Origin of the sequence: Streptomyces sp. AgN23, from assembly GCF_001598115.1 — a bacterium.
GTDB lineage: Bacteria > Actinomycetota > Actinomycetes > Streptomycetales > Streptomycetaceae > Streptomyces > Streptomyces antimycoticus.
Genome location: NZ_CP007153.1, coordinates 8,880,301 through 8,899,606, shown reverse-complemented (window position 1 = coordinate 8,899,606; position 19,306 = coordinate 8,880,301). Strand labels below are relative to the sequence as shown.

Below are 19,306 nucleotides of genomic sequence, written 5' to 3'. Positions count from 1 at the left end.
CAACATGGGACTGCCCTTCCTAGGATAACTGCCAGGCAGCCGGCGCGGGTGTGGTCGCCTCAGTCGTGGTGACCGAGGTGGGCCGTCAGAAGATTCGCGTCCCCGCCTGTGGTGAGCGCACCGCTGGCGACGTAGACCGTCTCGCCGTCGACCGCCAGTGCTGTGGTGTTCTGCAGACCATCGCTCTCATCGAGGACGATACGGTTAGCCTTGCCCGGAGTGATGAGGACCACCTCGCTCGGGATATTGAGTGCGGCCAGCAGCTGATCACCGCGGCCGGTAAAGGCGAAATCATCGACGCTGTCGAGTCCGGATGCCATGACCTGATGCGGACCGGCCGTTCCCTTTTCTGTCTGCGGTATACGAAGGATTGTTCCTCGATCGAGGTTGGAGACCCATACAGCTCCGTTGTGCACCTTCACGCCGTTGGCGCCGAAGAAGTGCGTCGGGGCGAAATCCTCTCCCGCGGCCCAGAGCGTGGCAGTTCCGCCGTGCGATCCGACCCGCCACACTCTGCCCTGTGTGGAGTCGGTGATGTAGAAGTCGCCCGTACGGTCGTCCCTGGCAAGTCCGTTGAGGAAGCTCGCCGCCGGAAGAGCGGCGACACGCTCCGGTTTGCCTCCCGGGCGCAGTTTCCAGAGGCCGGTGAGGGATGCGTCCCCTGCCGAATACAGGAAGTAGAGGCTTCCGTCTCCGGTTCGTTCGATCCCTGTCACCGCGGCGGACCCGGGGCCAGGGGTGTTCACTCCCCCATCCGCGGGGAGCGGCATGGTCGCCAATACCTCAACGCGTCCGCCGAGCGTGACGTGAGCCACCTGCCGCGACAGGATGAGGCCGACATCCGCCGACCCGTTCGGCCGCACGATGACGCTCTCCGCCACCTGCCCGGCTGGACGGTCGAAATGGGCGACGATCCGCGGGTGCGAGAGGGGCGGCACAGCCGCTTCGGCTGTTGACGAGACCGCGGTAAGTCCGATCAGGGCACCGGCAGTGGTCACCGCCAGCTGGAGGACAAGGTGTTTCGGCATGATCGCCTCCGAAGGTGATGTGCTGCATAACAGACGGGCCACCGCGGCAAGCGGGAGGGAAGGGGAACGACGGACGTTCCGCCAGATCTGCCCCGGCAACCGCGAACTGGCCTGCAGGAAGAAGCATCGGCGCACCCGCGTGGCTCAGCCAGTACCCGGCTTATCCCTGGAATCGCAGGACCATGCTGTCCGGCGGAGTCCGGTCCCCCCCATCGCCGACGATCATGGCGCGTACGCTCGTATCCATGGTTGAGCATCGAATGGTCGACACGAACGGGATTCGGCTGCATATCGCCGAGGAAGGCGAAGGCCCCCTGGTCGTGCTGCTGCACGGCTTTCCCGAGTCATGGCACTCCTGGCACCACCAGTTGGGCCCCCTGGTCGAGGCGGGCTTCCGAGTGGTCGCCCCCGACCAGCGTGGATACGGGCGCAGCGACCATCCCGAGGACGTCGATGCGTACAGCATCCTCCACCTGGTCGGCGACGTCGTCGGACTGATCCGGGCACTGGGCGAGGACAAGGCGTATGTCGTCGGGCACGACTGGGGCGCGCCGGTCGCCTGGAACACCGCGCTGCTACGACCGGACATGGTGCTCGGGGTGGCCGGCCTGAGCGTGCCACCGCCCTTCCGCGGCGCGCAGCCTCCGCTGGCCGCCATGGAGAAGAGGTTCGGTGGCCGCTTCTACTGGAACTACTTCAACCGTCCCGGTGTCGCCGACGCCGAGCTCGCGAGGGACACCCGCACCGCGTTGCGGAAAATCTTCTACTCGATTTCCGGCGACGCTCCCGACACGGTCGAGCAGCCGCTCGTCGTCCCGGAGCAGGGCTGGCTCGACACCATGCCGGACCCCGACGTACTGCCGGAGTGGTTCACCGAGGACGACCTCGACACGCTCACCGAGAGCTTCTCCGAGGGTTTCACCGGAGCTCTCAACTGGTACCGCAACCTCGACCGCAACTGGGAACTGACCGCGCCGTGGCACGGCGCCGTCGTCACCTCGCCCGCCCTGTACATCTACGGTGACCGCGACCCCGTTCCCGCTTTCCCCGGCACGCCCGAACTCATCGCGAGCCTGCCCGATCTGATGCCCAACCTACGACGCCCACCCCTCGAACTGGCGGGCTGCGGACACTGGACACAGCAGGAACGCCCGGCAGAGGTGAACGCCGCGCTCATCGAATTCCTCACGGCCGGCCCCTGAGCCCGGCCCGCCGAGTCGCCGAACCCGACATCCGGGCGCGCCCGGTCCTCAGGCGGGGCGCTTGGCCATGATGACCACGCTCGGCCCGGTGTGCTCAGCCGCGGGGAGCCGAAGTTCGGCGACCGGGTGCAGGCCGGCCTGCTCGATCAGGTCCACGAGTAGTTCCGGCCGCCATTTGTGTGTCGTCCAGCGAACGGGCACACCTCCGTAGGCCTCGGTGCGCACCTTGTCCTCGTCGCCGACGTGTGTTCCGGTGATGAAGTGTCCGCCCGGCTTCAGTGCGCGCGCGAACAGGGTGAGGACCTGAGGAAGGACGTCGCGGGGAAGGGTGAACAGCGACCACCACCCGAGTACACCACCGAGCGACGCTTCTCCGAGGTCGAGGTCGGTGACGGAGGCGACGCTGAAGCGGCATTGCGGATGAAGCCTGCGCGCGTTTTCGATCATGCGGGGTGAGAGGTCGACTCCGGACACGTCGAGTCCGCGTTCGGCGAGGTAGGCGGTCACCATCCCGGGTCCGCAGCCGACGTCGAGGACGGGCCCGAGATCGCCCACGGTGTCGGCGAAGGCATCGATGGACGCCTTGAGCCAGGGATGGCGACGGATGTCGCCGACTCCCGTCGTCACCACCATGTGGACGTAGTTGTCGGCCACCCGGTCATAGGACTCACGGACCACGTCGAGATCGGCGGGGCGGTCTATACGGTGTGCGCGCATCGGTCAACAATAGGGTGGCGGCGGGCGTCAGCATCACGATCCGACTCCAGTCGCGGGAGGCGCGAGGGGTCGCCGGTCCGACGTCAGCCCTTGCGGGTCTTGACCTCCTCGGTCAGCTGCGGGACGACCTCGAAGAGGTCACCGACCACGCCGTAGTCGACCAGATCGAAGATCGGAGCCTCGGCGTCCTTGTTGACCGCCACGATCGTCTTCGAGGTCTGCATACCCGCCCGGTGCTGGATCGCACCCGAGATACCCGCCGCCACATACAGCTGCGGCGAGACCGTCTTACCGGTCTGACCCACCTGATTGGTATGCGGATACCAGCCCGCGTCCACCGCCGCACGCGAAGCACCCACCGCCGCGCCCAGGGAATCGGCCAGCGCCTCGACAACGGGGAAGTTCTCCGCACCACCCACACCACGACCACCGGAGACCACGATCGCCGCCTCGGTCAACTCCGGACGCCCCGTCGACTCACGCGGCGTACGCGAGACCACCTTCGTCCCCGTCGCCTGCCCCGAGAACGACACCGACAACACCTCGACCACACCCGCGGCCGGAGCCGCCTCCACCGCCGCCGAATTCGGCTTCACCGTGATCACCGGCGTGCCCCTGGACACCCGGGACCTGGTCGTGAAAGCCGCCGCGAACACCGACTGCGTCACCACCGGACCCTCCTCACCCGCCTCCAGATCCACCGCGTCAGTGACGATCCCAGACCCGATACGGACCGCGAGCCGAGCCGCGATCTCCTTACCCTCCGCAGAGGACGGGAACAGCACAGCAGCCGGCGACACCGCCTCATACGCGGCCTGCAGCGCATCCACCTTCGGAACCACCAGATAGTCGGCGAACTCGGACGCGTCAGCCGTCAGCACCTTCACCGCACCATGCTCGGCCAGAACGGACGCCGTGCTCCCGGCACCGGCACCCAACGCGACCGCGACCGGCTCGCCGACACGACGGGCCAAGGTCAGCAGCTCCAGAGTGGGCTTGCGGACAGCACCGTCCACGTGATCGACATAGACAAGGACTTCAGCCATGGGAATCGCTCTCCTGCGACATACGAAATGCGAAAGATAGGGGGCGGGAAAAGGGGGCCAGAGACCTTCCGACCCGCCAAGCGGCCTCAGATGAATTTGCGCTCCGCGAGAAAGACGGCGAGCTGCTTGCCACCCTCGCCCTCATCCTTGACGATCGTGCCCGCCGTACGGGCCGGACGCTCCGTGGCACCGTCCACCACAGTCCAGGCACCCCCGAGACCGACCTCGTCCGCCTCGATCTCCAGGTCCTCCAGGCCCCAGGAAGTCACCGGCTTCTTCTTCGCCGCCATGATGCCCTTGAACGACGGGTAACGCGCCTCACCCGACTGATCCGTCACCGACACCACCGCCGGAAGCTGCGCCTCCAGCAACTCCGTCGCGGAGTCACCATCCCGGCGCCCCTTCACCATGCCCTCCTCGACCGACACCTCCGACAGCAGCGACACCTGCGGCACACCCAGACGCTCCGCCAGCATCGCCGGAAGCACACCCATCCCACCATCGGTGGACGCCATACCACAGACCACCAGGTCATAGCCGGTCTTCTCAACAGCCTTGGCCAGCACCAGCGAGGTACCCAGCGCGTCCGTGCCGTGCAGATCGTCGTCCTCGACATGCACCGCCTTGTCCGCACCCATCGACAACGCCTTCCGCAGCGCGTCCTTGGCATCCTCCGGACCGACCGTCAGCACAGTGATCTCCGCCTCGTCAGCCTCATCGGCGATCTGGAGGGCCTGCTCGACCGCGTACTCGTCCAGCTCCGAGAGCAGGCCGTCCACATCGTCGCGATCGACGGTCAGGTCCTCGGCGAAGTGCCGGTCGCCGGTGGCGTCGGGCACGTACTTCACACAGACAACGATCCTCAAGCTCACGCCGGCTCTCCTTACTGTTGGTGGATGTCCGCGCTGCCCCACCGGAGCACCTGAATGAGGGTATGGCACTCAGTACCCTCAGTAAAGGCACTCAGTGTCGCGTCCGCCGGGCGCTGGTGCTACGTTCCCTCCATGGCGGACGTACGCGGCGAGGGCAAGGCGACCGCGGCGGTGGGCGGGCCCCGGCCGTCCGGCAAGGCGCCCATGCGCGAGATGCTCATCGAGGCCGCGTTCCAGCTCTTCGTGGAGCATGGCTTCGAGCGGACCACGGTGGACGACATCGTCACGCGGGCCGGAGTGGGACGCCGGTCGTTCTTCCGCTACTTCCCGTCCAAGGAAGACGTCCTCTTCCCCGACCATGAGCGCTGTCTGACCGAGATGAGCGCCTTCCTCGCCACGAGCACCGACGGCGAACCGCTCGACGTGATCTGTGACGCGGCCCGCCTCGTCATGCGGATGTACACCGGGAATCCGGAGTTCTCCGTGCAGCGCTATCGGCTCACCCGCGAGGTGCCCAGCCTGCGCGGCTACGAGTTGTCCGTCGTGCACCGCTACGAGCGCGCCCTGGCCCGCTACCTGCGGCAACGCCATGCGGGAGACCCGAACGGAGCGCTGCGGGCCGAAGTGCAGGCCGCGGCCATCGTCGCCGCGCACAACAACGGGCTGCGGACCTGGCTGCGAAGCGGTGGGCACGGCGATGGCGCGCAGGCAGTGGATCAGTCGCTGGCATTCGTCCGGCAGACATGGGGCAGTGCCCGGCCATCCACCGAGAGCGGCACCGTGCCCGCGCCGGAGAGCGAGGAGGACGATGTGGTCGTCATCGTCGCGCCGCGGAAGGCTCCCCTGTGGCGCGTGGTGCGGAAGATCGAGAAGACGTTGGGGGACGGCTAGCCACCGGCGTGGCACTCAGCGCCCGGAGAGGGTACTCAGCGCCATACCGTGGCCGTGTGCCGGGTTCATGAAGACGGCGCCGACCCGTTGGTCACCGCCCGCGTGTACCGATGCACACCGTCGGCGAATGCCACCGTCGCCCGCCCCCGCAGCACGAGGACATCCAGGTGTGCGGCCGTCTCATTGATCGCGAGCATCTGGTTGAAGGCGCTCAACTCCGCGAACGGCACGGCCCGGCGCGTCCAGGCGAGTCTGCGCGCCACCGCGTGGGCGTCGAGCGTGTTCTCGCCCAGCGCCGCCAGGCTTCTGGCGAGCCGCTCGTCGTGGTGGGTGAGCAGTTCGTCGACCCGGGTGTGGGTGCTGTCGGCCACCGGCCCGTGTGCGGGCAGCAGGCGGGCGTCGGCGTAGCGGGTCATCAGCCGCAGCGAGTCCAGATAGTCGGCGAGCGGACGGCCGCCCGGTTCGGCGAGTTCGAAGCCGATGGACGGGGTGATATGCGGCAGGACGTGGTCCCCGGAGAACACCAGCCCCCGCTCTTCGTCCAGGAACACCACATGGCCCTTGGTGTGTCCGGGGGTGGGGACGACACGCAGCCCGCGCTCCCCGAAGCGCAGGGTCTCGGCGCCGAGCCAGCGGTCGGGGGCCTCCCACACACTCGGGTCGTAGCCACCGTGGTCCATCGCCTCGATGCGGTCGGCGAGGTCCCCGGCTCCCGCCGCGCGCAGGGTGCGCAGCGAGCCCACGGGCTGGTCGCTGCGCAGCCGGTCGAGCAGCCACCGCCTTCGTGGATGACCCGACGACAGGTGTCGACATACTGATGGGTGTCGAACTGGTGCACACGACCGAAACTGAGGACGCGCTGCGCGTCCTTGACGTCCACACCGAGCGAACGAATCCATGCGACGCCTTCGGGAAACCGATCCACGAGGGCGTATCTGAAAGGCGCTCAGCGCTCCTGCAGCGCGGCCAGGGCGTGGACGGTCGCGGCGGTGTCCGGGTACAGCCGCCGGTAGAGGGCGTACAGCTCGTCGTAGCGCCCGGTGTGCTCGGCGCGGGGCGTCACCGTCTCGCGCACCGGGTTCCAGTCCTCGATGGAGGCGTCCCCGACGAGCTGCGCGGCCAGCAGAGCATCGCCATAACCGGCGCCGATGGTGATGGTGCGCAGTTCCTGCGGGCGGCCGGTGATGTCGGAGACGATCTGCGTCCACAGGGAGCCCTGGGTTCCGCCGCCGACAGCGACCACACGGCGGATGTCGCCACCGGCCGCCTCGATAACCTCGATGTTCTGGCGGACGCCGAACCCGGTGGCTTCGAGCGCGGCCCGGTAGAGGTCGCCACGGGTGTGGGACAGGGTCAGCCCGGCGATCACTCCGCGGGCGTCCGGGTCCATGATCGGGGTGCGCTCCCCGGAGAAGTACGGGAGCATCAGCAGGCCATTGGCGCCGGGGCCCGACTCGGCGGCCAGCGCGGTGAGTTGGGCATGGTCGCCGTCGGCGAACACGTCACGGAGCCAGTTGGCGACCGCACCGGAGGTGGCCATGCCACCGGCCAGATTCCGGGTTCCGGGCAGGGCGCCGACCGTGCCCCACAGGGATGGACTGGTCAGCGGCTTGGGCACGGTGTGGATGAGGAACATGGTGGTGCCGTACATCAGCATCAGGTCGCCGATGTGCTGTGCCCCCACGCTCAGGGCCTCGGCCCAGGCGTCGATGGTGCCGGTGGTGACGGGGATCCCGGCGGGCAGACCGGTCGCCTCCCCGGCCTCGGCGGTGAGGGCACCGGCCGCCTCACCGGGCCAGCGCAGTGGCGGCAGTTCGATACCGGGGGCGATCCCGGTGGCCCAGGGGGCGTACCACTCACCGGCGAGCGTGTCGTACAGCGGGGTGCACTGGCTGGCCGAGTGGTGGTCCAGGACGTAGTTTCCGGTGAGCTTCCTGACCAGCCAGGAACTCGGCATGTACAGCCGCCGGGCCCGCGCGTAGACCTCGGGCTCGTGCTCGGCGATCCAGGCGATTTTCGGTCCGGCGGCCTGTGTGGTCAGGGCGGAGCCGCAGCGGCGGATGATCTCCTCGGCGCCGAGCCGCGCCTCGATACGCTGGATCTGGTGGACGGAGCGGGTGTCCACACCGTACAGAACGGCGGGGCGCAGCGGGGTGTCGTGCTCATCGGCCAGCAGGACGCAGGGCCCCATGCCGCTGACCCCTACGGCGACTACGGTGGCGTCAGCGGAGGTGGTGTCATCGGCGTCGGTCAACTCCCGGGCGAGTTCGACGAACTCGCGCCACCAGACGGCAGCGTCCATCTCGAAGTGACCGGGGCCGGGCCTTGCGGGGGTGTGCTCCCGAGTGGCCGAGCGGATCAGTGTCCCATCGAGGCCGACGAGAACGCCCTTGCTGCTCGAGGTGCCGATGTCCACACCGATGACTGCGTTGCGAGGCATGGCGAGCACGCTGGCAGAAGGCGATTTCAGCGTCAAGGAACCCCGGATATATAGCCCTTATCCAGGAGAAAAGCCATATCAACAGCGCGAACGACGGCTCTCGGACCCGGTCAAGACGTCCCGTGAGAAGTCGTCCCGTGCCACGATGGCTCGGTGCCACGGTGGCTCGGTGGCTCGGTGGCTCGGTGGCTCGGTGGCTCGGTGGCTCGGTGGCAATGGTGTGGCCGAGCAGACGCAGTGGGGCGGCGCTCACTCCGGCCGCCTCGACCGCGTCCCAGTAAGCATGCGCATGGGAGGCATTGACCAGTCCGTGGACCAGTGGCAGGCCGGATACAGCGGTGTGCGGCAGGGATACGAGTCGGCGGGAGGCAATCGTGCCCGGCAGCCAGGACCGTTCCGCGTATCCGGAGGCGGCGGCGGGTGGGAGGTAGTCGGCGATGTGTCGCTCGGTGCCGCCGACCGCGACGCGCAGCGGCTCGTCCCGCAGCCGCGCGAAGGTGACGGTCCGTTCCCCGCCGTCTCCCCGGACAGGCACCAGCACCTGGCCCGGGGCCGCGTCGGCGGCGTCCAACAAGACCTGCGGAAGCGTGGTCTCGCCATTCGGTCCCGTCATCAGGATCCCCAACTCACTTGCCGTCCCCTGTGGGAGGCGCGGAGGGAGCGTCGGGTTCCAGGGGGTCGGCAATCCCTCACCTCGGCGTCCACCTCGGCGTTCGCCTCACACCTCAACGCTCACCTCGACGTCTCACCTCAGCGTTTCGCCCGGGGCCACCGCGGCGAGCCGGTCGACCACGGCCTGGTAGTGGGTCAGGCCGTGGTCGACCCACTGCATGGCGCTCTCGCGCGCCGTCCTGCCATAGGTGCCCGGCCGGTCACCCACACCGCGGCTCAGCATGATGTCGACGAGTTCAACGAGATAGTCGGCGGAAAGTTCACGCTCGTAGTAGCCGGTGACGGCGAGTAGAGAGTCCAGCGGATGGTCGTACGGCGCGCCGGTGTCCAGCAGGAAGCGGACCTGATTGCGCAGGACGCACAGCTCCTCCTCGTAGCCGTACGGCACGCTGCGGACGAGCGCGTCCACGCGCGTGGTCGCGAGTTCACGGCTGACGGCTCCCCGTTCCAGCAGCAGGCGCACCTGCCGTTCCGGGTACGGCTCGGACCGGACGGCCAGGTCGAGCAGGGTCTGACCGGCGGTGTTGACGGCGTTGATATCGGCGCCCGCGTCCAGCAGGGACCACAGGAGGCTCCAGTGCTCCTCGTCCTCGACCCGGCGTGCGGTGGGGTAGGGACGGCCCGGACCGGCGGCCGTGAACTGGGGTGCGTTGCCGAAGGCCGCCTGCGCACGCGGATCGGCGCCCGCCGCGAGCAGCGCGTCGACGGCCGCGGCCGAACGCGCCGCCACGGCGTGGTGCAGCGGTGTCGCGGCGTACTCGTCGAGCGTGCCGACGTCAGCGCCCTCGCCGAGCGCTGCGCGCAGCGCGGCCGGGTCCCCGGCGGCAGCGGCCAGCAGCAGGGCGCGGCCGACCGGGTCCGGGGTATCGCGGGGCGGTAGTTCGAGGATGGCGAAGGCCACTTCCTGGTTCGGCGGGGCGGCGCTGGCCAGCATGACGAACCGTGCTCCGGGGAGCCGTGTCGCCACATGGCCCAGGTAGCAGTCCTCCTCGAAGTCCCCCGTCAGGAAGTCCATCGGGCCGAGGACACCACAGAGCAGCTGGACGACGGCGCGCCGCCGCGGGTCCCGTATGCCTCGCAGAAGAGCGAGCCATTCGTTCCCCTCTTCGCCCTCCGCTCCTCCGCCTGCTTCTCCGCCCTCTTCTCCGTCTTTGGCCTCCGCGGCCGCGCCGATCACGTCCGCGCCGAAAACGTGCGCGCCGAACTCGGCCGCCTCCTCCGCCCACTCCTCCTCGTCCAGTTCCGTCAGGCCCTCCTCATCGGGGAGTTCATCGCCGAGGAGATCCAGCGCCTCGTAGAGCGAGGGCGCGACACCGATGAGGGAGAACCGGGCGCCGTCCTCGTCCTCGTCCTCGTACTCCTCTTCCTCGGACCCCTCGTCCTCGTACTCCTCGTCGGTGTCCTCGATGGCGTCCGGATCCTCGACCGCGTCCGGGGCCGCCGCGCCGGTGCCGGGGGTCGGGACACCGAAGAGTTCCGCGAGAGCCGCGTCGTCGAACACGGTCTCCTCCGGGTCGTACCGCACGACCACATAGCGCCCACCGGTCAGCTCCTCCCGCAGCTCACCCGACTCGGCCTCCGCAAGACACCGCAACAGCTCGTCAAGTTCCATGGCCGGAGTCTGGCAGGCGGGTCCGACGGCCTCCGGGCGGCCGGGCCCGCCGCGGTCGGCGCCGTCGCGACCAGCCCCACCATGGCCGGCGCCACCATGCCCGGCGCCCACCACGGCCGGACCCGCCGCGACCGCCCGGCCGCCGCCTAGCCTCAGGCGAATACCGACAGCAGCAGGGCCATCGCCAGGCCGAGCACGCTGACCAGCGTCTGTACCACCGTCTGGGTCTTGGTGGCCTGGCTGAGATCCATCCCGAACGACTCCTTCACCAGCCAGAAGCCCGCGTGGTTGACATAGTTGAGGCCGAGGGAACCGGCCCCGATCGCGACCACGAGCAGGGATGCCTCCAGGCCCCCGCCGTCACCGATCAGCGGGGCCACGATGCCGGTGGCGGAGACGATGCCGACGGTCGCGGAGCCCGTGGTCAGCGACAGCAGCAGGGCGATCAGCCAGCCCAGCAGGATCACATTGATATGGGCGCCCTCGGCGGCCGAGGCGATGGCATCGCCGACGCCCGAGTCCTGGAGGACCTGCTTGAACGCCCCTCCCCCACCGATGATGAGCAGGATCGCGGCGATGGACTTCAGGCTGTCGGTCAGGGAGGCGCGAGTCTCGTCACCGGAGCGGCCGGAGCCGAAGATCGTCACCCCGAAGGCGAAGACGAACCCGGCGAGCATCGCCACCAGGGGTTCTCCGGCGAACACGAGGGCCGCGCCCAGCCCGCTCGACTCGTCCAGCACCGTCTCGGCGAGCGTACGCAGCAGCATCAGGACGACGGGGACCAGCACCGCCGCCACGGCCAGGCCGGTGGGCACACCGGTCCGGCGGCGGGGCGTGTCCGTGCCCGCCTGGACACCGGACCCCGAGCCGGCCGCAGCGGGCTGCCGCTCGGCGCCGGCGAACTGGGCCACCAGTGCGGCGTCCGGGGCGACGTCGGGCAGCCGGGGCGCGATCCAGCGGGCGTAGACGGGGCCGGCCAGGATGACGGTGGGCACGGCGCAGACGATGCCGACGCCGAGGGTGAGACCGAGGTCGGCGTGGAGGCCGGTCATCGCGGTCAGCGGGCCGGGGTGGGGCGGCAGCATGCCGTGCAGGGTGGACAGCGAGGCGATGGCGGGCACGCCGAGGAGGACGTACGGGCTGCCCTTGGTGCCGCCGTGGCTCTCCATCCTGCGGGCGACGCTGAAGATCAGGGGCAGCAGCACGATCAGGCCCACCTCGAAGAACATGGGCACGCCGATGACGAACGCCGCGGCACCGACCAGCCAGGGCAGCCTGCGCGGCTCGGCGCGGGCGACGAGGGCGCGGGCGATGGTGTCGGTCGCTCCCGAGTCGGAGAGCAGACGGCCGAGCATGGCGCCCAGGGCGAGGGTGACGCCCACGTCGCCGAGGGTGCCGCCGGCGCCCTCCTCGATGGATCCGGCGAGTTTCGCCGCGGGTTCCCCGGCCGCTATCCCCGTGCCCACGCTGACCAGGATCAGCGCGACGAACGGGTGGACACGCAGCCGGGAGTTGATGAGGTAGATCAGTGCTGCTATCGCCACCGTGAGGATGAGCAGCAGCCACCAGGTGTGTGCGGTCATGCGGTGCCTTCCGGGACATGCGTGTCTTTACGGGACATGCGGGCGGGTTCGTACGGCCACGAGGGCATGGGTGGGTCAGGGGGCGGGGATGGTCCGGGCCGAGGGCATGGGCGGGTAAGGGAGTGGGGGTGGTGGGGCGGTGCGGATCGGGGGCCTGCGGGCGTGAGGCGGTAGCCGGTGGCAGCCGCCATCGCGGTCACCGGTGACGGCCGCCCCGGCGGGGGTCGGTCAGTCCAGTCCCAGGTGTCCGACCAGTTCGGCCACGGCCTTGTCCTGCCGGGCCAGATAGGTGGCGAAGGCGCCACCGGTGGTGAAGGCGTCGGTCCAGCCGTGGCGGGTGAGCTCGGCCTTCCACTGCCGGGAGGTGTGCAGCGCGGTCAGCACCCGGATCCAGCGTTCGCGGTCCGCGGAGCTGATGCCGGGCGGGGCGACGATCCCCCGCCAGTTGTCGAAGACGAGATCGATCCCGGCGGCCTTCAGCGTCGGCACCCTGGGCAGCGCCGCCACCGGCCGGTCGCTGGTGACCGCGAGCACCCTGAGCTGTCCGGCCGCGATCTGGTCGAGGAACTCGCCGATGCCGCTGGTGGCGAAGTCGACCCGGCCGTCCAGCAGGGCGGGGAGCAGATCGCCGCCACCGCCGTCGTAGGCCGCGTACCGCACCTTCTTCGGCTGGATGCCGACCGCACCGGCCAGTGCCATCGGCAGCAGGTGGTCCGGGCCGCCCAGCGATGAGCCGCCACCGACCGTGACGCCTCCGGGGTTCTCGCGCCACCCGGCGACCAGGTCGGTGAGGGTGCGGTACGGCGCGTCCTTGCGGACCACCACCGCTTCGGGCTCCTCGATCAGGCGGGCGATCGGGGTGGTCCGCGCGATGGTCACCTTCGCGCCCTGCACATGGGCCGCGCCGAGGACGCCGAGGCCCATCTGCAGGGCGAGCCGGCCGTTGCCCCGTTCGTCCACGGTGCGCTGCAGGCCGACGGTGCCGCCGGCTCCGGGCAGGTTGAACACCTCCATGTCCGAGGCGCTCCCGGTCTCCTCCAGCACCCGGGCCACGGTCCGTGCCGTGGTGTCGTACCCGCCTCCGGGAGTGTTCGGCACCAGGATCCGCAGACCGTCGTCCGCGGTGCCCCCGGACCCCGGCCAGGTGCCGCAGGCGCCGACGAACAGGGACAGCACAGCGGCCAGGAGGCCGGACAGGGCGCGGGTGCGGCCTCTCATGGCACCTCCCTTTCGCTTCCCAAACGGCGGACGCCATGATTGTGCAGCCTGGTGAGAAATGCGCCCAGGTTGTGTCAGCAGGAGAGATTGAGTTCATTGTGGTCGCCGCGTTCCGTCGTCAAACGCTCGCGGGCGAGATGCTGGTGTTGCAGCTCGCCATCGTCGTCGTGGTGCTGATGGCGGTCGCCGCGGTCTCGCTCGCGCAGTCGGAGGCCACCTTCAACCGGGTGGAGGGCCGCCGGGTCGGTGCGCTCGCCGAGCAGCTTGCCGCCCAGCCGCTGGTGCGCACCCGCCTGGTGGGCCCCTCGCCGGCGGAGGCGCTGGCCCCGCTGGTGTACTCGGCCCGGGTGCAGTCGCGGGTGACGTCCGTCACGGTGGCCGACGGTGACGGGCGCGTCGTCAGCTCGACGAATCCCACGGTGCTCGGCGACCGGCTGCCGCTGGGGAAGGGGGTCGGCGCGGGGCGCGGCTGGTCGGGCACGCTGGACTGGGACGGCAGCCGGGAGCTGGTGGCCCAGGTGCCGGTCCTCGGTGCGACGAGGGACGACCTGGGACGGCATCTGGGCACCGTCATGATCGGCGAGGCGTCTCCCACGGTGTGGCAGCGGCTCAGCGGCGCGTCCTCGTACCTGCCCGTCTACCTCGGCGTCGCCAGCGCGCTCGGCGTCGTCGGCTCCTGGCTGCTGGCCCGGCGCGTCAAACGGCAGACGCTCGGGCTGGAGCCGCGTGAGATCACCGGGCTGGCCGAGCACCGCGAGGCGATGCTGTACGGCATCGCCGAGGGCGTCGTCGCGCTCGATCCGCAGCACCGGGTGACGCTCGTGAACGACATGGGCAGACGGCTGCTGGACCTGCCCGAGGACTGCGTGGGCCGGAACCTGGCCGAACTCGGCATCGAGGGACGGCTGCTGGACGTGCTGGCCGGTGCGCGGAAGGAATCGAGAGACCCGAAGGACGAGGTCGTCGTCCGGCACGGCCGCGTCCTGGTCATGAACCGGATGACCGTCGTCAAGGACGGACGCCCGCTCGGCTCCGTCACCACGCTGCGGGACCGCACCGAGCTGGCGAGGCTGGAGCGCGAGATCGGCTCCTTCCGCGGCACCTCCGAGCTGCTGCGCGCGCAGACCCATGAGTTCGCCAACCAGCTGCACACCATCTCCGGGCTGATCCAGATCGGCGAGCAGGAGGAAGTGGTGCGCTACATCCGGGCGCTGAACCAGCGCCGCCAGTCGCTGGACATGTCCATCGGCCGCCGGGTCCGGGACACCGCCGTGGCCGCGCTCTTGATGGCGAAGGCGTCCCAGGCCGCCGAGCGGAAGGTGGCCCTGCGCCTCTCGGACCGCACCGCGCTGGACCGGCTGACGCCCGAGGACGCCGCCGATGTGGCGACCGTGGTCGGCAACCTGGTCGACAACGCCATCGACGCCGCCACATCCGAGCGCGGCGACGGGAATGGGGGCGGTGGCAGCAAGGTGGCCGGGGACATGGCCGCGGGCCGGGACGGCGACGAGCCATGGGTGGAGGTCGAGCTGCGCCAGGACAATGCCAGCGTGGAGATCGTGGTACGCGACTCCGGCCCCGGTGTCGCCCCCGACCTCGCCCAGGAGGTCTTCGCCCATGGCTTCACCACCAAGGCCGCCCGGGAGGGCGAGCGCGGCATCGGGCTCGCCCTCACCCGGCTCGTCTGCGAGCGCCGCGGTGGCGAGATCGCGGTGACCAACACCCCCCAGGGCGCGATGTTCAGCGCCCGCATGTCCGTCAGCCACCCCGCCGACGCGGTGGCGGAAGGAGCGACCCGATGACCGAGCCGGCCGGCGCGATCGATGTGCTCGTCGTGGACGACGACTTCATGGTGGCCCGTGTCCACCGCACCTTCGTGGAGCGGGTGGCGCCGTTCCGCGTCGTCGGCACCGCACACACCGGCGAGCAGGCGATCGAGGCGGTCGATGCGCTCCGGCCCGACCTGGTCCTGCTCGACCTGTATCTGCCGGACCTCTTCGGCCTGGACGTCATCCCCCGGCTGCGCACCGCCGGGCACGACTGCGACGTCATGGTGATCACCGCGGCCCGGGAGGCCGACGCGGTGCGCGGCGCCGTCCGCCAAGGCGTGGTCGACTACCTCCTCAAGCCCTTCGACTACGAGGATCTGCAGCCCCGCCTCGAACGCTATGCGACCCAGCGCGGACGGCTGCTCACCACGGTCGTACGCGGCCAGGCGGATGTGGACCGGGTCCTGGCCGGGGCGTTCGCGCCCCCGGCGGGCGGCGCCCTCCCGAAGGGCCTGAGTGTGGAGACGGCCCAGCTCGTCGAGCGTGCCCTCCGCGAGGCGGACGGCACCGTCTCCGCCGCCGAGGCGGCCACCACAATCGGCATCTCCCGGGTCAGCGCCCGCCGTTACCTGGAGTACTTCCACGCCATCGGCAACGCCGACGTCGCCCTGCGCTACGGCACCGCCGGCCGCCCGGAGCGCCGCTACACCTGGCGGGCGTAGCAACAGTGAGGCCGACCGCGCCGTGCTGGTGTGCGGGAGGGGCGCGGGAGCACTGAGGGCAGCCGGTGGGCGGCACCCCTCGCGCCGAGGGGTGGTCGGGGGCCCGGACACGGTGCCGGGCCCGCCGGTGCGGACCGCGATGACGCGGCGGTCCGCACCGGCGAGCCCATGGAGGGCGGACGCCGAAGGAAACGGCCTCAGGGCTTGCGGGCCACCGCTCCGTACATGGCGATGTCCTCGTCCTTGGTGGTTTCGGTGGAGGTGCCGTCCGGGCGCCACTTGTGGACCTGGGTGAGGCCGGGCTCGACCAGGTCGAGGCCGTCGAAGAGCCGCTCGGCCTCGGCCTCGGTGCGCAGCCGCATGGGCATGTCGCGGGCCGCGTACTCGCGGGCGACCCGGGCCACCTCGTCCGGCGCGAAGTCGGCGGTGCCGATGGACATCGCCAGATAGCTTCCGGAGGGCAGCGGCTCAAGGAGGCGGTTGACGATTCCATACGCGTCGTCCTTGTCCAGGACGAAGTGCACGATGGCGATGACCGTCAGGGCGACCGGGCGGCCCAGGTCGAGGGTCTCGCGGAGCTCGGGGGCGTCCAGGATGGAGGCGGGCTCGCACATGTCCGCCTCGACATAGGCGGTCCTGCCCTCGGGTGTGCTGGCCAGCAGCCCCTGGGAGAGGGTGAGGACGATGGGGTCGTTGTCCACGTAGACGACCCGGGAGTCCGGGGCGACCGCCTGGGCGATCTCATGGAGGTTGGGCGAGGTCGGGATGCCGGTCCCGATGTCGAGGAACTGGCGAATCCCCGCCTCTTCGGCCAGATAGCGCACGGCCCGGTTCATGAAGTCGCGGTTGGCCCGCATATGGATCGGGAGGGCGGGCCACTCCCGGGACATGGCGATGCCCGCTTCCTTGTCGGCCGGGTAGTAGTCCTTACCGCCGAGGATGTAGTCGTAGATACGTGCCGAATGCGCGCTCTCGGTGTCGATGCGGTCGGCCGACCATCCGTTGTCGCTCAAGGCGTCCCCTCCCAGTGGATCGTCAGGTGGATCGTCAGTTCGCTGTCGGTGCGGCCCCCCGTCCGTGCGGGGCCGGGCCGGACTCGCACGAACAGGGAGGGCTGCGGTGCCGTGGCGCTAGCAGAGGAAGTCGGCGTCGCCCGCCTTCACCCCTGCCAGAAACCGGGTCATCTCGTTCGTGGTGAAAACCAGCGCGGGGCCGTCGGGGTCGGTCGACTGACGCAGCGCCACCCGTCCGTCGTGCAGCTTCTTGGCTTCGACGCAGGCGCCACCGGCGTCGTCGCTCCACGGCTTGGACCAGCCCCTGGTGCCGAGATCATGGGAGGGCATGCCGCTGCGTAGGTGGTGGTGCACTTCAGAGCTCCTTGCGAATGGCACCGAGGACGGCCTCGGTCTTCCTGGCGGGCACCGACTGGGCGCCCATCCGGTCCAGGACCTCGCGATACACCACCACGTCCTCCTCTTTGTCCAGATATACCGCGCCGACCAGGCCGCTGAGGTAGACGATGTCGGGCAACTCCGCGGCCCTGAACCGGAAGACATGGAACGCACCGGCCCGCATGGCCGGATGCGGACCGCTTCCGAACGGCATGATCTGCACGGTCACATGGGGGAGGGCGCTGATCTCGATCAGGTGGTCGATCTGGGCGCGCATCACGGCCGTGCCGCCGACCGGCCACCTCAGCACGGTCTCGTCCATCACGACCCACAGCCGGGGAGGGGATTCCCGGGACAGCAGTTCCTGGCGCTGCATGCGCAGGGCGACCCGGCGCTCGGTGGCCTCCGCCGGAGCGTGCGGGTTACCGGCACTGAGCAGCGCACGGGCGTAGTCCTCGGTCTGCAGCAGCCCGTGGACGAACTGCGCCTCGTAGGCGCGGATCTGCAACGCCGCCTGCTCCAGGTTCAGATACGCGGCGAACCAGTCCGGCATCACATCGCGGTAGGTGTGCCACCAGCCGCGCTTGTTGGCCTCGCGGACCGACTTCAAGAAGGTGTCGATCTCATGCCGGTCGGTGACGCCGTACGTCTGGAGCAGTTTCTCCACGTCCGCGAGCCTGAGCCGGGCCACCTTGGCGGCTTCCATCCTGCGGATCGTGGAGTGGCTGACCCCGATCGCCGCACCGGCCTGGTCGTATGTGAGGCCGGCGCGTGTCCGCAGCTCCTCCAGCTGCCTGCCGAGGATCATGCGGAGGACAGAGGGCGCACCACCCCATGCGGTTTCCGCGGCCAACGCTCTACCTCCCCCCACCGGGCTTTACGGCTGCAGTCTGCCACGGTCGCCGGGCCGGACAAGCAAAACCTCCGATGGCAACTTGCAATTTCCAATTTACCGCTTGCAACTCGTTCGTTGCACCTGTCACAGTGGTCATACCGTCCGATCACGGTGGGAACGCTTGCGTGGGTACGTCCGTAGGCACTGCGCAGTGCGGGAACGGCACGGTCCATGACGCGCAGGCAGACGAAAGGCGGCCGCTCGTGGCTCCCCTCGCCCTTCCCCTGACTCCCCTTCGGACGTCCCGGGAGCGGGACACGCATCCGGCAGTCGCCTTACGGCTGCCGGCCATCGCCTCCTCGGTGAGCACGGTGCGCACGGCCGTGCGCGAGCGGCTGCTCGCCCGGGGCATGAGCGCCCAGGTGCGCGATGACGCGCTCCTCGTGGTCTCCGAGCTGGTCACCAACGTGATCACTCATACGCTCAGCGATCACGTGGAGTGCAGGCTGAGCATCGGTGCGGGTCATCTGCGCATCGAGGTCGAGGAAGAGATCCGGGCCCACACCCTCCCCGCGCCGCGCACCCCCGACCCCGATGAGCACGGCGGACGAGGGCTGCTGCTGGTCGGCGCGGTGAGCAGCGCCTGGGGCGTCCGGGACGCCCCGCACGGACCGGGGCGGATCATCTGGGCCGAGCTGCCGGCGCACACGGAAGAGTGTCACTGACCGATGGACCGACAGTTTGTCGCCCCCGAGGCGCCATCACTCAGCGCGCCGAACCGCTGGCGAGGCCACAGCGGCCGGCTGCGGCTACCGGACGGACTGCCCGCCAGGCTGGGATACGACGCGGTGGGGATGCCCGCGGACATCGGCCGGCGGGTCATGAAGTGCCTGCCCCGCATCGGCTGTGTCTTCTCCGGCGATCAGCGGTGGTGGTGGATCGTGCCGTCCGGATCGCATATCGACGTCGCCTGGCCGTCGTTCACCAGCTATGCGGTCGGGGCCCATATGGCCGACATGAGCGCCTGCTCGCGCCTCCCCCGCCTGGTCCATCACCCCCAGGACGACTCGCCGTACACCCCGCCGATTCCGCTGTACTTCATGACCTGCCACATCGCCGGTATCCGGCCCCATTGGTCACCGGAGGACGCCACCGGGCCGTCCCAAGCGGTGTGAGCCGGACCGTACCGCCCCCCGCACGCTGATGCTCCGCACGAGGCCCGGCAAGGCCGACAACGTTGTCCCAGCTATGGACAAACACCGGTTGTGAATGCTCTGGTATTCGTGCAGCAAGTGTTCCCTGTGGAAG

The 19,306-nt window shown here is 69.8% G+C and carries 18 protein-coding genes; 6 read left to right on the top strand and 12 right to left on the bottom strand.

Annotation, left to right across the window (positions count from 1 at the left end; translation table 11 throughout):
• Positions 1-59 precede the first annotated feature (59 nt).
• Positions 60-1,028 carry a hypothetical protein gene (locus tag AS97_RS38495; protein ID WP_059145886.1) on the bottom strand — a complete coding sequence of 323 codons (969 nt, stop codon included), beginning with the start codon at positions 1,026-1,028 and terminating at the stop codon, positions 60-62.
• Positions 1,029-1,273: 245 nt separating this feature from the next.
• On the opposite strand from AS97_RS38495, the gene AS97_RS38490 reads away from it, so the two are divergent.
• Complete coding sequence (locus AS97_RS38490; protein ID WP_247204621.1) at positions 1,274-2,230, top strand: alpha/beta hydrolase; 957 nt, start codon at positions 1,274-1,276, stop codon at positions 2,228-2,230.
• A 48-nt stretch (positions 2,231-2,278) separates the two neighbouring features.
• Here AS97_RS38490 and AS97_RS38485 read toward each other — a convergent pair whose 3' ends face one another.
• From AS97_RS38485 to AS97_RS38475, 3 genes are all read right to left on the bottom strand, one after another.
• Positions 2,279-2,947, bottom strand: coding sequence for a class I SAM-dependent methyltransferase (locus tag AS97_RS38485; protein ID WP_210566524.1), 669 nt, complete (start codon positions 2,945-2,947; stop codon positions 2,279-2,281).
• 83 nt (positions 2,948-3,030) lie between these two features.
• On the bottom strand, positions 3,031-3,993 hold the full coding sequence (locus AS97_RS38480) for an electron transfer flavoprotein subunit alpha/FixB family protein (protein WP_210564484.1): 963 nt from the start codon (positions 3,991-3,993) through the stop codon (positions 3,031-3,033).
• 86 nt (positions 3,994-4,079) lie between these two features.
• On the bottom strand, positions 4,080-4,865 hold the full coding sequence (locus AS97_RS38475; protein ID WP_210566523.1) for an electron transfer flavoprotein subunit beta/FixA family protein: 786 nt from the start codon (positions 4,863-4,865) through the stop codon (positions 4,080-4,082).
• A gap of 132 nt (positions 4,866-4,997) precedes the next feature.
• On the opposite strand from AS97_RS38475, the gene AS97_RS38470 reads away from it, so the two are divergent.
• Complete coding sequence (locus AS97_RS38470; RefSeq protein WP_210566522.1) at positions 4,998-5,756, top strand: TetR family transcriptional regulator; 759 nt, start codon at positions 4,998-5,000, stop codon at positions 5,754-5,756.
• A gap of 65 nt (positions 5,757-5,821) precedes the next feature.
• Here AS97_RS38470 and AS97_RS38465 read toward each other — a convergent pair whose 3' ends face one another.
• The 5 genes from AS97_RS38465 to AS97_RS38445 all read right to left on the bottom strand — a co-directional run bounded on the left by AS97_RS38465 (position 5,822) and on the right by AS97_RS38445 (position 13,281).
• Positions 5,822-6,499 carry an MBL fold metallo-hydrolase gene (locus tag AS97_RS38465; RefSeq protein WP_247204620.1) on the bottom strand — a complete coding sequence of 226 codons (678 nt, stop codon included), beginning with the start codon at positions 6,497-6,499 and terminating at the stop codon, positions 5,822-5,824.
• A gap of 203 nt (positions 6,500-6,702) precedes the next feature.
• Positions 6,703-8,196, bottom strand: a complete 1,494-nt coding sequence (locus tag AS97_RS38460; protein WP_210566521.1) for an FGGY-family carbohydrate kinase — start codon at positions 8,194-8,196, stop codon at positions 6,703-6,705.
• A 745-nt stretch (positions 8,197-8,941) separates the two neighbouring features.
• The gene (locus AS97_RS38455) at positions 8,942-10,480 is read right to left on the bottom strand and encodes a hypothetical protein (protein WP_210566520.1); all 1,539 of its coding nucleotides are present in this window, start codon (positions 10,478-10,480) and stop codon (positions 8,942-8,944) included.
• A 152-nt stretch (positions 10,481-10,632) separates the two neighbouring features.
• Positions 10,633-12,063, bottom strand: coding sequence for a gluconate:H+ symporter (locus AS97_RS38450; RefSeq protein WP_125757873.1), 1,431 nt, complete (start codon positions 12,061-12,063; stop codon positions 10,633-10,635).
• A 228-nt stretch (positions 12,064-12,291) separates the two neighbouring features.
• Positions 12,292-13,281, bottom strand: coding sequence for a tripartite tricarboxylate transporter substrate binding protein (locus tag AS97_RS38445; protein ID WP_059143278.1), 990 nt, complete (start codon positions 13,279-13,281; stop codon positions 12,292-12,294).
• 98 nt (positions 13,282-13,379) lie between these two features.
• Between AS97_RS38445 and AS97_RS38440 the strand changes: the two genes are divergently transcribed.
• Together AS97_RS38440 and AS97_RS38435 are read left to right on the top strand one after the other, a co-directional pair.
• Complete coding sequence (locus AS97_RS38440) at positions 13,380-15,083, top strand: ATP-binding protein (RefSeq protein WP_125758055.1); 1,704 nt, start codon at positions 13,380-13,382, stop codon at positions 15,081-15,083.
• Positions 15,080-15,772, top strand: coding sequence for a response regulator (locus tag AS97_RS38435; protein WP_210566519.1), 693 nt, complete (start codon positions 15,080-15,082; stop codon positions 15,770-15,772). The genes AS97_RS38440 and AS97_RS38435 overlap by 4 nt, the downstream gene beginning before the upstream one ends.
• 197 nt (positions 15,773-15,969) lie before the next feature.
• Here AS97_RS38435 and AS97_RS38430 read toward each other — a convergent pair whose 3' ends face one another.
• From AS97_RS38430 to AS97_RS38420, 3 genes are all read right to left on the bottom strand, one after another.
• Positions 15,970-16,785 carry an SAM-dependent methyltransferase gene (locus AS97_RS38430; protein ID WP_210566518.1) on the bottom strand — a complete coding sequence of 272 codons (816 nt, stop codon included), beginning with the start codon at positions 16,783-16,785 and terminating at the stop codon, positions 15,970-15,972.
• Positions 16,786-16,902: 117 nt separating this feature from the next.
• Positions 16,903-17,115 (bottom strand): DUF397 domain-containing protein, encoded by a 213-nt coding sequence (locus AS97_RS38425; protein WP_059143363.1) that lies wholly within the window; start codon positions 17,113-17,115, stop codon positions 16,903-16,905.
• A gap of 25 nt (positions 17,116-17,140) precedes the next feature.
• Entirely contained in the window at positions 17,141-18,016 is an 876-nt protein-coding gene (locus AS97_RS38420) for a helix-turn-helix transcriptional regulator (RefSeq protein ID WP_059143281.1), read from the bottom strand.
• Between the two features lie 245 nt (positions 18,017-18,261).
• On the opposite strand from AS97_RS38420, the gene AS97_RS38415 reads away from it, so the two are divergent.
• Both AS97_RS38415 and AS97_RS38410 read left to right on the top strand, forming a co-directional pair.
• Positions 18,262-18,723, top strand: coding sequence for an ATP-binding protein (locus AS97_RS38415; RefSeq protein ID WP_247204619.1), 462 nt, complete (start codon positions 18,262-18,264; stop codon positions 18,721-18,723).
• 3 nt (positions 18,724-18,726) lie between these two features.
• Complete coding sequence (locus tag AS97_RS38410) at positions 18,727-19,173, top strand: hypothetical protein (protein WP_210566517.1); 447 nt, start codon at positions 18,727-18,729, stop codon at positions 19,171-19,173.
• Positions 19,174-19,306: the final 133 nt, after the last annotated feature.

What these genes read in the sequence shown, in the direction of transcription:
- AS97_RS38495 (WP_059145886.1), bottom strand. Translation starts at nt 1,028, where the DNA reads ATGCCGAAACACCTTGTCCTCCAGCTGGCGGTGACCACTGCCGGTGCC.
- AS97_RS38490 (WP_247204621.1), top strand. Translation starts at nt 1,274, where the DNA reads ATGGTTGAGCATCGAATGGTCGACACGAACGGGATTCGGCTGCATATC.
- AS97_RS38485 (WP_210566524.1), bottom strand. Translation starts at nt 2,947, where the DNA reads ATGCGCGCACACCGTATAGACCGCCCCGCCGATCTCGACGTGGTCCGT.
- AS97_RS38480 (WP_210564484.1), bottom strand. Translation starts at nt 3,993, where the DNA reads ATGGCTGAAGTCCTTGTCTATGTCGATCACGTGGACGGTGCTGTCCGC.
- AS97_RS38470 (WP_210566522.1), top strand. Translation starts at nt 4,998, where the DNA reads ATGGCGGACGTACGCGGCGAGGGCAAGGCGACCGCGGCGGTGGGCGGG.
- AS97_RS38460 (WP_210566521.1), bottom strand. Translation starts at nt 8,196, where the DNA reads ATGCCTCGCAACGCAGTCATCGGTGTGGACATCGGCACCTCGAGCAGC.
- AS97_RS38455 (WP_210566520.1), bottom strand. Translation starts at nt 10,480, where the DNA reads ATGGAACTTGACGAGCTGTTGCGGTGTCTTGCGGAGGCCGAGTCGGGT.
- AS97_RS38450 (WP_125757873.1), bottom strand. Translation starts at nt 12,063, where the DNA reads ATGACCGCACACACCTGGTGGCTGCTGCTCATCCTCACGGTGGCGATA.
- AS97_RS38445 (WP_059143278.1), bottom strand. Translation starts at nt 13,281, where the DNA reads ATGAGAGGCCGCACCCGCGCCCTGTCCGGCCTCCTGGCCGCTGTGCTG.
- AS97_RS38435 (WP_210566519.1), top strand. Translation starts at nt 15,080, where the DNA reads ATGACCGAGCCGGCCGGCGCGATCGATGTGCTCGTCGTGGACGACGAC.
- AS97_RS38425 (WP_059143363.1), bottom strand. Translation starts at nt 17,115, where the DNA reads ATGCCCTCCCATGATCTCGGCACCAGGGGCTGGTCCAAGCCGTGGAGC.
- AS97_RS38410 (WP_210566517.1), top strand. Translation starts at nt 18,727, where the DNA reads ATGGACCGACAGTTTGTCGCCCCCGAGGCGCCATCACTCAGCGCGCCG.